Genomic DNA, 10,722 nt, shown 5'->3' on the forward strand with positions numbered 1-10,722 from the left:
ATGTTAACCACACTTCCTCCTGATGCAAAAGTGTTCAAGTACAAATTGGACTTTTACTATGTCCAAACAATTTTCTATCTCGTTGCGCTTGTACTGTGGGCAGGATTTCGCGGAACATTTTCACTTCCGAAACTACCACCGATGCAGGCAGACCCGATTTTGTACATCATACTCACGTTTGTTGTCGTATCGTTGCTCACTGTTCTGTTGAACAAATTGCGTGAACGGCGGCTCATCGTACTACAGGATAGAATGGTGTTTCACCGGAAGTCGCACGAGCGGGAAGTGCTGTTCTCGGATATCGAATGGATGTACATCGGTCGTGAGCGGCGTGTGCAAACTGCCGGAAGATTTCAGGTGGTGTTGTTTAAGTTGAAAGACCGTCTTCGTCTGATTCGCATTCGCATCGGGCGATATGAACATGAAGACGAATTGTTGATTGAAATGGAACGGATAGCTGAAATTGTCCCGAAGATGAAACGTCCGATGCAGATGTTACGTGCGCCGAGAATTGCTCAACAACTTTTTAGTTAGGAATTGAATATGAACGTGACTGAAGTTTTTCAATTTGTTGTGTTGGGATTTGCCGTCGGAATTTTAAGCGGCATGATTGGCGTTGGCGGCGGAGTTGTGCTGGTTCCTGCACTCGTCTTGTTGTTCGGTTGGCAACAACACGTCGCTCAGGGAACGACACTCGCGATGCTGACGTTGCCCGTGCTTTTTCTCGGTGCGATGGAATATTACAAGGCGGGAAATGTGAATATGAAAGTGGCTCTGCTCATGGGCTTCGGATTGCTAATCGGAAGTTACCTTGGCGGAACGTTTGCAAATAAAATCTCAGGTGATATTCTGAAAAGAATTTTTGGTGTTGCGTTGTTATTAATCTCTTTGAAAATGATTATCGGAAAGTGAATTGTCGGGGATGATTGGCGTTAGTGGATTAGTTGTGTTGTGAAGCCAATCATCCCGGCAGTTAAAATTTATGTTTAGTTCAATTAAAAAAATACATTTTGTGGGAATCGGTGGAATCGGCATGAGCGGCATTGCCGAGATTCTGCTTGACCAGAATTTCAAAGTCAGTGGCTCGGATAAATCGCTCAGCGAGATTACCGAACGGTTGCAATCGCTCGGCGCGGAAGTGTTTGAAGGACACAAAGCAGAAAATCTGAAAGAGGATGTTGATGCGCTTGTGTATTCATCTGCCGTCTCGCTCGATAATGAAGAAGTCCTTGAAGCGCAGAGAAGAAAAATTCCCATCATCCGCCGTGCGGAAATGCTCGCGGAAGTTATGCGTCTCAAATACGGAATCGGAATTGCCGGTACGCACGGGAAAACCACGACGACATCCATGGTCGGACTTGTTCTGCTCGAAGGCGGTTTCGACCCGACAGTTATTGTCGGTGGAAGATTGAATGGACTTGGCGGAACAAACGCACGGCTCGGTCAGGGTGATTTCATTGTTGTCGAAGCGGACGAGTTTGACCGCTCGTTTCTTTCGCTCACGCCAACCATTGCCGTGTTGACGACGCTCGAAGTTGACCATCTCGATTGCTACCGCGATTTGGAAGACCTCAAATCTGCATTCGTTCAGTTCGCGTTGAAGGTTCCGTTCTACGGTTTCAATGTTTTATGTCTTGATGAACCGGCGTTGCAGGATATTTTGCCGCTCCTCAGCAAGAAGAAAGTCATCACCTATGGTTTGAACCCACAGGCAGATTTGCAGGCGTATGATATCCGACATCGTGAGAACACAAGCACGTTCATGGTGGTGAAGAATTACGCGGATTTGGGTGAGATTACGATTCAAATTCCCGGCAAGCACAACGTGCAGAACGCGCTTGCCGCAATTGCCATCGGCCTTGAACTCGGAATCCCGTTCGAGAAAGTGAAAGCCGGAATCGAAAAGTTCTCCGGTGTGATTCGTCGCTGGGAAAAGAAGGGGGAAGTTGCAGGTATTTCGCTGTACGATGATTATGCACATCATCCGACAGAATGTAAGGCGACATTGCTTGGCGCAAAGTCCGGTTGGAGAAAGCGAGTCGTCTGTGTGTTTCAGCCGCACTTGTATTCGCGCACGAGAGATTTTTATGAAGAGTTCGGCAAAGCATTTTTGCTTTCCGATGTGCTGATTGTTACCGATGTCTATCCTGCGCGTGAAGAGCCGATTCAGGGAATCACCGGCGAGTTGATTACTAACGCGGCAATGCAGTACGGGCACAAAGGCGTGCATTATGTTGCCGATAAAAAACAAGTGCCGCAGTATCTCATGGGGATTGTCAAGTCGGGCGATCTCGTCATAACGATGGGTGCGGGCGACATCTACAAATATGGAAATGAATTTTTGAATTTGTTGAAGAAGAAAAACTAAGTGTTCGTCATTGAAGACATACAACAATTTTATCGCGGTCGCATCGCATTGAATGAGCCGTTGAGCAAATACACTTCGTATCGCATTGGCGGTCCGGCAGATTTTTATTTCGAGCCGGCTGATAAGAACGACGTGATTGCTCTCGTTCAGTATTTGCATGAGCGTGCGATAAAATTCTTCGTCATAGGGAACGGAAGCAATTTGCTTGTTTCGGATAGCGGAGTGCGGGGTGTTGTTCTCAATCTCGAACAAGGTTTGAATCAATTAACAACCGATGGTGAACTTGTCTATGCAGAAGCGGGCGCACGATTGACAAAGTTTGTTGATTTCTGTATCCAACTTGGATTGCAAGGAGTAGAAATGCTTGCCGGAATTCCCGGAACAGTTGGCGGCGGCGTGATAATGAACGCAGGCGCGTACGGCGGAGAGATTTCCGATTATCTCATGGAAGTGGAAACAATTCGTGATGGGAAAGTTCTGAGCATCAACAAAGAAGCGGCGCAGTTCGCGTACCGTCGTTCAGGTTTGGTGCGTGATGTTGTATTGAGTGCGTCGTTCAAACTTCAGCCGGGAGACAAAGCAGAGATGATGAAACGCCGCCGCGAGTTACTCATCAAACGAAATGAATCGCAACCGCTCAACTTCCCGAACTCGGGAAGCATCTTCAAAAACCCGGCAGGAAATTATGCGGCAAAGTTAATCGAACAAGCCGGGCTGAAAGGCACGATTCAAGGTCATGCTCAGATTTCAGAAAAGCATGGAAATTTTATTGTGAACACCGGCGGCGCGTTTGCTCAGGATGTCATCGGACTGATGCGACTTGCACGAACGACCGTATTGGAAAAATTTGGAATAGCATTGGAACCCGAAGTGAAACTGATAGGATTTACCGAAGATATTGTAAAGGAATTTTGTAACTGATGGAAAAAGAACCGAAAAATACATCGAAGAGAAATCAAAAAAGAAAATCATCCGGCTACATTTGGTGGCTCATCCCGATTATTGTTGTCTTCGCAACGCTTGCAGTGTATGGATTGCAATGGAAGTCGCAGTTGAAAGTTGAGCGCGTTCTTGTTGATGGCGCAAAATATTTGCAAGCGAAAGAAGTGGTTTCGCTTTCAACCATTCAGCAGAGCATGTTTCTTGATGATATCGAAGCGAGCGTGGTCGAAGAAAAATTACTTCAACATCCGCTCATCAAGTCTGCGAAAGTTGAAAGTCAATTGCCTGACGCGATGAGAATTACTATTACGGAGCGCGAACCGTTTGCCGTTGTCAATGGAAACCCGGTTCTCTATGTTGACTCGGAAGCGGTTTTGTTGCCTCAACTTCCCACCGTGCAGTTTGATTTACCGATCATTAACGGCATAACCGGAATTTCCTCAGTCGAATTAGGAAAACAAATTCCGAACCCATCGGTGTTTTTGGCTATTGAAGTTCTCAAACAAGCAAAGTCAGTCCATTGGTATGATGCAATTTCTGAAATCAAAGTCGGGACAAACGGAGAAGTGATGTTTAACGCGATTGAACATGCTGTTCCGATTTTTATCGGCAAGGAGGATTTCGCCCAACGACTTCAGAAACTCGAGACATTCTGGAGTAATTTTGTGAAGAACGGAGCCGCCGCGCAATTACAATATCTCGACCTCCGCTTTGATGGATATGTGGTCGTGAGGTGGGATAAACCCAACGAACGAACGACAAGAATACCGTTGTAAGGAAATGATGTAATGGACAGAACAGAACAGGAAATTATTGTTGGATTAGATATTGGCACGACGAAAGTCTGCGTCGTTGTTGCCGCGATTGATGAGATTGGCGGTTACAATATCCTCGGCATCGGGAAAAGCCCGAGCGAAGGATTGACCCGCGGCGTTGTGACAAACATTGATAAGACGGTTCGCTCGATTCAAAGCGCCGTCGCTGAAGCAGAAGCCCGTTCGGGTATTCAGATTCAATCGGTGGTTGTCGGAATTGCCGGAGACCATATTCAAAGTTTTCAGAGCCGCGGTGTTGTGGCAATCAGCGCGGCAGAGAAAGAAATTACACAGGCAGATGTCAATCGTTTGATTGAAGATACGAAGCGCGTTGCTCTTCCGTCCGACAGGAAAATCATTCATGTTATTCCACAAGAATTTATTATTGACGGACAAGACGGAGTGAACGACCCGGTCGGAATGTCCGGTGTGCGTCTCGAAGCGAATGTTCACATCATCACGGGCTTGGTGACAGCGGCACAAAATATTGTGAAGTGTGTCCAGCGCGCCGGGTTGCATATCCGCGACATGGTCCTTGAACCGCTTGCTTCAAGCTACGCAGTGCTTGATGAACAGGAAAAAGAAGTCGGTGTTGCCCTGCTTGATATTGGCGGCGGTACAACCGATGTCGCTGTGTTTGAAGACAGAACAATTCGTCACACAGCCGTTGTCCCGATTGCCGGAACTCAGGTGACGAATGATATTCGGAAAGGATGTCTCGTTCTGACGGAACAGGCAGAGCGGTTGAAATGTCAGTACGGGTTTGCCTACATGCCAAGTGTTATGGATGATGAACCGATAACAATTCCGGGCATCGGCGGCAGACCGCCGTTGGAAATTGACAAGAAACTTCTTGCGCGTATTATCCAACCGCGCATGGAAGAGATATTTGAAATCGCCGCGATGGAAATCAAACGTTCCGGCTATTCCCGGCATCTCGGCGCGGGAGTTGTTCTTACCGGCGGCGGTTCACTTATCAAAGGTGTCTCGGAACTTGCGCAGGAAGTTCTCGGCTTACCGGTGAAAATAGGAATCCCGTCCGGGTTCAAATCCGGTTTGGTGCGTGAAATTGAAAACCCGATTTACTCGACTTCGGTCGGGCTTGTTCTCTATGCACTACAAAATAAAGATTCTGTTCCGCTTACGATGAACAACGGGAAAGGAAGTTTTTCTCTCAAGACAACTTTTTCAAAGATGAAGAGTTGGTTTGAAGAGTTATGAGATTGCGATGTGAGATTTGAGATTTGAGATACGAAGAACGCATGGGTGTAGAGTGCAGGGTGATAAGGTTGTGAGCGTTGAACAGGAACGAATCATACATCCAAATGACGAATGACAAAAAAGTTTATAAAATCAATCAAAAATAAATAACCAATTAACTAATTAACCAATAAACATATTAACTAACTAAAAGGGTAACAACAGTGATAGATTTAGATTTCAATTATGACAACGGTGCGAAATTACGCATCGTCGGTGTTGGCGGTGGTGGCGGAAATGCCATCAACAGCATGATTAATCGCGGGATGCAGGGATGTGATTTCTTTGCCGTCAACTGCGATATGCAAGCGCTGAACCGGAACCTTGCCGCGAACAAAATTCAAATCGGCAAGAACCTGAGCCGCGGACTTGGCGCAGGCGCTGACCCGACAATCGGTCAGCGGGCAGTGGAAGAAAACCGCGAAGAAATTAGCCGCGCATTGCAGGGAAGTGACATGGTCTTCGTCACTGCCGGGATGGGCGGTGGAACCGGAACAGGCGGCGCGCCCGTCGTTGCAAACATTGCGAAAAGTCTCGGCGCGCTTGTTGTCGGGATTGTCACCAAGCCGTTCACGTGCGAAGGAAAGAAACGCATGGCGCTCGCGGAAGCAGGGCTCGACGAGTTGAAGAAACAAGTTGATACGCTCATCGTTATTCCTAATCAGAAATTGCTTTCGATAGTGGAACGCAACACGCCGCTTGTTGATGCATTCGATAAAGCAAATGAGGTACTCCACAATGCGACCCGTGGTATCTCCGAACTCATTACCGTTCCCGGTCTCATCAATGTTGATTTCGCAGACGTGAAAACAATCATGCGGGAGATGGGGGATGCGTTGATGGGTTCAGGTATTGCAACAGGCGAGAACCGCGCAACCGAAGCGGCGCATGCGGCAATTTCCAGTCCGTTGCTCGAAGGTGTTTCCATTCAGGGCGCGCAAGGTGTGCTTGTCAACGTGACAGGCGGACCGAGCATGTCGTTGGTGGAAGTGAATGAAGCAGTCAGTGTTATTCAGGAAGCCGCAGGCGATGACGCGAACGTCATTATGGGCGCGGTGATTGATGATACAATCGGTGATAAGTTAATGGTGACGGTGATTGCAACCGGCTTTAACAGGAAAGCATCTGCCGGAGTTCGTGTCGCAAAGCCATTGCCGAAAGTAGAGCGCATCCCGACCGGTTTGCATGAACTTCAATCGTTCGATACGCCGGCGTATGTTCGTCGCGGGATTGATATTACTCCGCACCCGTATCAGCACGAAGAGAGAGAAGATGCGAAGATGGAACTTGCGGAAATTGAAAAGCCCGCGTTCCTCCGAAAAATTATGGACTAACTTAAAGACTGTCTTGTCGAATTCCTGCCTGTCACAGGCAGGGTATTTCGGCATCTACATACAGCTTGAAATAGACCCTGAAACAAGTTCAGGGTGACAAACTATCATTATGTTACCTCACTGTTCCAAATCGCGAAGGAGTAAATCCCGTTATGGTTAGCGGGAGCCTTCGCGAGATGGAAATTATTTGAGGCGTTGGAGTTTCTCGATAAACTCCTCGGCTTCGCGTCCCTTCAATCCTTTACTCTCAAGAAATTCTTTTGAGAGGGGTTGAGCAGGTAACAGTTCTTTGAGTGCGTTCAATTCAAGACGGGTAAACCGTTCTGACTTCAACATGTAATCTTCAAACGCTTCCCATGCGAGCGGGACAACTGCCTTCGTTATCTCTGCCATCGCTTCGGCATAAACGCGGATTTCGTACTGCGCGTGCGGGTCAATCCGCAAACGGAGGAAGTGAAACAGGTTGTGCAAATCAATCTTCCAGTACCACTCGGTATAAAGAGAAAGGGGAAGATTGATGCGGGCAAGTTCGCGGGCAATATCCGACTCAAGCAATTGCTCATACTCAGTAAACAACTCTCGTTGTGTTTCGGTCAGAATGTTGATAACATTTTGCCGTAGGTCTGCCGGGACTTCCTCTTCCCGTCGTCCCTGTTTATTCATCAGACTTTGAAAATGAATTGCTTCATGTTCCGGCACATAGAATTCATCCTTCATCACCGAATATCTGCCTGAATATTCATTAACGTTCGCTGTCCGGTGACGAATCCATTGCCGGGCAACAAAGATAGGAAGTTTCACATGGAATTTCAGTTCGACCATTTCAAACGGAGTGGTATGAAGATGTCTCATTAAATACCGGATAAGTCCCCGGTCTTCGTTCACCGATTTTGTTCCTTTACCATACGAGACCCTCGCCGCCTGAACGATGGATTCATCTCCTCCCATAAAATCCACAAGCCGGACGAATCCGGCATTCAAACATTTGAATTCTTTATCGAGTACTGCTTCTGCTGATTGATTGACTACGTGTGCCATTGCTTTCTTTTATTTTGCGTGCAAATATACTGGAACTGAGTCAATATTCAAACAGGTGGGGTAGTTGTAGTTTGCTTTCAAATTTTGTTCTACATAGATTTGCACCAGTTAAGTTTTTCGCTTCCTGCGCCGTAGTAACGTTGTAGTTTGCTTTCAAATTTTGTTCTACATAGATTTGCACCAGTTCGATAAGAGATAACACGTCAGACATAGCAGTTGTAGTTTGCTTTCAAATTTTGTTCTACATAGATTTGCACCAGTGCAAGGCAATCAATAAGCCCCATCTCCATTGTTGTAGTTTGCTTTCAAATTTTGTTCTACATAGATTTGCACCAGTTTCCTCGACCAACTCCAAATGGCTATTGTAGTTGTAGTTTGCTTTCAAATTTTGTTCTACATAGATTTGCACCAGTTTATTTTATTCTCTTTCCCTAATTTTACATGTTGTAGTTTGCTTTCAAATTTTGTTCTACATAGATTTGCACCAGTTCCGAGCGCGTTGTTTGGGTACGTCGCATCGTTGTAGTTTGCTTTCAAATTTTGTTCTACATAGATTTGCACCAGTTGCCATGCCAAAGGAGAAGCTTAACACATAGTTGTAGTTTGCTTTCAAATTTTGTTCTACATAGATTTGCACCAGTGCGATGCCGTCCCACCGCTCTCCAACATACGTTGTAGTTTGCTTTCAAATTTTGTTCTACATAGATTTGCACCAGTCACCTTGCCGATCGTTTCCGTTTATTGTTAGTTGTAGTTTGCTTTCAAATTTTGTTCTACATAGATTTGCACCAGTCTAAAGAAGTAATATAAGAGGCAAGGTAAGGGTTGTAGTTTGCTTTCAAATTTTGTTCTACATAGATTTGCACCAGTTGTTCCACTCTTTAGGTTTGTCACCTTCTAGTTGTAGTTTGCTTTCAAATTTTGTTCTACATAGATTTGCACCAGTACAGATGCTTGACCTGATTGAGACGGCGCTGTTGTAGTTTGCTTTCAAATTTTGTTCTACATAGATTTGCACCAGTCGAAGGACACAGACATGACGACCACACAGAGTTGTAGTTTGCTTTCAAATTTTGTTCTACATAGATTTGCACCAGTCTACAGTGGGGAATGGGACGAGGGCTCATAGTTGTAGTTTGCTTTCAAATTTTGTTCTACATAGATTTGCACCAGTTTGCAATTTGCGCTCCACACCGTAAACAAAGTTGTAGTTTGCTTTCAAATTTTGTTCTACATAGATTTGCACCAGTATAGGTTCTGCTAATCCCATATACTATATGGGATTAGCGGATATTCAGAACAACAAAAAAAAAGAAATCCCGACCATGTATCAGCCGGGATTTCTTTTTTTTCCGATAGGTTGTCAGAACATCTCTAATTGTTGTGGGGGAGGTTTGGCATCTACGGGGTCTTTTCCTTCAAATATTTCCATCATCCCGAACTGTTTATCGGTAATCCGGAGTATCCCGATTTTCCCTTTGGAGGGAAGAAACGACTTTACACGCTTGATATGGAGGTCTGCCTGGTCGTGGCTCATGCAATGCCGGACATAGATGGAAAACTGAAACATATCGAAACCGTCTTTCATCAATTTCTTTCTGAATTGGGTATACACTTTCCTGTCTGTTTCGCTTACAACCGGCAAATCAAAAAAGACAAGCACCCACATAATTCTATACTCATTCAGGCGCATCGTCGGAGGAGTTCCGCTTGGGGAATTCGGGATACAGCATCTTTGTCGCCTCTTTTTTGAAACATTTTACCAAGGAAGCGCATGTCCGGGTAATGCCAAGTTGCAACGGTTTCCGTTCCTCTTCCATCACTATATCGCCGCCAAGAAAGGAGAGGAGGTTCCGTTTTGTTTCGGGAACAAGGTCTATTACCTCACTGCTTTCTTCAATCATTTTCCTTACGATTTCATCCACAAACGGACGGTACGGCTCCATCAAATCATCGGCAAGGCTGAAGGAGTTGTACTTGTTTTTATGATGGATACCGAGCGCAGGATGCATTCCTGAACTGACAATTCCCCGCGCAACACTTGCCCGAAGCACGGCATATCCGTAATTCAACAAATGGTTGGGAGAGAGACCTTCCGGGTCTCTCGTAAATTCGGGAAGTGTTGGGAAGACCCGTTTCCAATAAAACGCTGCGGCTCGTCCTTCATAATTATCAGGGTCGCCGGAGCGGACTTTGGAAGCATAATGTTTCATCGGCTCAATATCAACCTTGATGTGTTCCAGCACCGCCGCCTGATTGAGAATTTTTTGCTTGATAGTTTGTTGCCAGAGTTGTTTCCGTAATGGGAGCGATGATTCCATTTGCGCCCGAAGGATTTCTGCATGAACCGAGTTTGCTGAAATAGGCAACATTACGCCGCTCGGATGGTGCGTCTTATCGCATGTGATGATGATACCCTCGTTGGCAAGAATTGCATTCAACACAGAATCGGTTACGGTAATTTGCCAGTGGTCGAGCATCAACACACCGATGTCCTCAATCGGCACAGAGGATTCTTCTTCATCCCGCTTGATAACAAGTTGGTCGTCTTGTTTTTTCAAGAAAGCGGAATTGTTGATAAGAATCGTTTTTTTAATCATCCAATAATTTCTTTTTTAATAATATTGCCAAGAATATCAATTTCTGCTCTAACACAACATATAGTGTTAGGTACTTTCTGAATAACTAAAGGTGGTTCTGTTTTCCTATCATGCTTCATGTCCAACTTAGAAGCATACAAGTAGCCAAAAACAATAATGCCATTTACATCAAATTTAATAACCCTAAATAAATTATTAACTAAATACTCTTTGTCGTTCCAATCGAGTTATATTCAAAAGGTGTGTAAATATTTAGGGTAGAAAAACCAGATTGAAAAAAAAGCGGCGTATCTGTATCTTAGGAAAATAAATTCACTACAACTTAATAACCTAAGGAGATACGCCAATGAAAAAATATAAAAAAC

At 45.3% G+C, this 10,722-nt stretch carries 11 protein-coding genes and 1 CRISPR repeat array; of the genes, 7 read left to right on the forward strand and 4 right to left on the reverse strand.

Annotated elements, in window-relative coordinates; translation table 11 throughout:
• The 7 genes from HY960_10395 to ftsZ all read left to right on the forward strand — a co-directional run bounded on the left by HY960_10395 (position 1) and on the right by ftsZ (position 6,719).
• On the forward strand, positions 1-534 hold the full coding sequence (locus HY960_10395; GenBank protein ID MBI5216149.1) for a hypothetical protein: 534 nt from the start codon (positions 1-3) through the stop codon (positions 532-534).
• A 15-nt stretch (positions 535-549) separates the two neighbouring features.
• Positions 550-912 carry a sulfite exporter TauE/SafE family protein gene (locus HY960_10400; GenBank protein MBI5216150.1) on the forward strand — a complete coding sequence of 121 codons (363 nt, stop codon included), beginning with the start codon at positions 550-552 and terminating at the stop codon, positions 910-912.
• A gap of 70 nt (positions 913-982) precedes the next feature.
• Positions 983-2,368 carry a UDP-N-acetylmuramate--L-alanine ligase gene (locus tag HY960_10405; GenBank protein ID MBI5216151.1) on the forward strand — a complete coding sequence of 462 codons (1,386 nt, stop codon included), beginning with the start codon at positions 983-985 and terminating at the stop codon, positions 2,366-2,368.
• Positions 2,369-3,289 (forward strand): UDP-N-acetylmuramate dehydrogenase, encoded by a 921-nt coding sequence (gene murB / locus HY960_10410; GenBank protein ID MBI5216152.1) that lies wholly within the window; start codon positions 2,369-2,371, stop codon positions 3,287-3,289.
• Positions 3,289-4,086 carry an FtsQ-type POTRA domain-containing protein gene (locus HY960_10415; GenBank protein ID MBI5216153.1) on the forward strand — a complete coding sequence of 266 codons (798 nt, stop codon included), beginning with the start codon at positions 3,289-3,291 and terminating at the stop codon, positions 4,084-4,086. The genes murB and HY960_10415 overlap by 1 nt, the downstream gene beginning before the upstream one ends.
• Positions 4,087-4,098: 12 nt before the next feature.
• Positions 4,099-5,346, forward strand: coding sequence for a cell division protein FtsA (gene ftsA, locus HY960_10420; protein ID MBI5216154.1), 1,248 nt, complete (start codon positions 4,099-4,101; stop codon positions 5,344-5,346).
• Between the two features lie 203 nt (positions 5,347-5,549).
• On the forward strand, positions 5,550-6,719 hold the full coding sequence (ftsZ, locus tag HY960_10425; protein MBI5216155.1) for a cell division protein FtsZ: 1,170 nt from the start codon (positions 5,550-5,552) through the stop codon (positions 6,717-6,719).
• 183 nt (positions 6,720-6,902) lie between these two features.
• Here the strand turns inward: ftsZ and HY960_10430 are convergent, their stop codons facing one another.
• From HY960_10430 to cas1, 4 genes are all read right to left on the reverse strand, one after another.
• Complete coding sequence (locus HY960_10430; protein ID MBI5216156.1) at positions 6,903-7,757, reverse strand: FAD-dependent thymidylate synthase; 855 nt, start codon at positions 7,755-7,757, stop codon at positions 6,903-6,905.
• A 40-nt stretch (positions 7,758-7,797) separates the two neighbouring features.
• Entirely contained in the window at positions 7,798-7,968 is a 171-nt protein-coding gene (locus tag HY960_10435) for a hypothetical protein (GenBank protein MBI5216157.1), read from the reverse strand.
• A 156-nt stretch (positions 7,969-8,124) separates the two neighbouring features.
• Positions 8,125-9,007: direct repeats of the CRISPR family, unit length 46 nt; unit sequence GTTGTAGTTTGCTTTCAAATTTTGTTCTACATAGATTTGCACCAGT.
• Positions 9,008-9,120: 113 nt separating this feature from the next.
• Positions 9,121-9,450, reverse strand: coding sequence for a CRISPR-associated endonuclease Cas2 (gene cas2, locus HY960_10440; protein MBI5216158.1), 330 nt, complete (start codon positions 9,448-9,450; stop codon positions 9,121-9,123).
• The gene (cas1, locus tag HY960_10445; GenBank protein ID MBI5216159.1) at positions 9,437-10,357 is read right to left on the reverse strand and encodes a type II CRISPR-associated endonuclease Cas1; all 921 of its coding nucleotides are present in this window, start codon (positions 10,355-10,357) and stop codon (positions 9,437-9,439) included. The genes cas2 and cas1 overlap by 14 nt, the downstream gene beginning before the upstream one ends.
• Positions 10,358-10,722 lie beyond the last annotated feature (365 nt).

Source organism: Ignavibacteriota bacterium (assembly GCA_016212665.1).
In the GTDB taxonomy this organism is placed as follows: Bacteria; Bacteroidota; Ignavibacteria; order UBA10030; family SZUA-254; genus FW602-bin19.

Excerpts from the sequence above, each read along its gene's own strand:
- HY960_10430 (MBI5216156.1), bottom strand. The coding sequence starts at position 7,757 with ATGGCACACGTAGTCAATCAATCAGCAGAAGCAGTACTCGATAAAGAA.
- HY960_10405 (MBI5216151.1), top strand. The coding sequence starts at position 983 with ATGTTTAGTTCAATTAAAAAAATACATTTTGTGGGAATCGGTGGAATC.
- HY960_10395 (MBI5216149.1), top strand. The coding sequence starts at position 1 with ATGTTAACCACACTTCCTCCTGATGCAAAAGTGTTCAAGTACAAATTG.
- ftsA (MBI5216154.1), top strand. The coding sequence starts at position 4,099 with ATGGACAGAACAGAACAGGAAATTATTGTTGGATTAGATATTGGCACG.
- HY960_10435 (MBI5216157.1), bottom strand. The coding sequence starts at position 7,968 with ATGTCTGACGTGTTATCTCTTATCGAACTGGTGCAAATCTATGTAGAA.
- HY960_10415 (MBI5216153.1), top strand. The coding sequence starts at position 3,289 with ATGGAAAAAGAACCGAAAAATACATCGAAGAGAAATCAAAAAAGAAAA.
- cas2 (MBI5216158.1), bottom strand. The coding sequence starts at position 9,450 with ATGCGCCTGAATGAGTATAGAATTATGTGGGTGCTTGTCTTTTTTGAT.
- cas1 (MBI5216159.1), bottom strand. The coding sequence starts at position 10,357 with ATGATTAAAAAAACGATTCTTATCAACAATTCCGCTTTCTTGAAAAAA.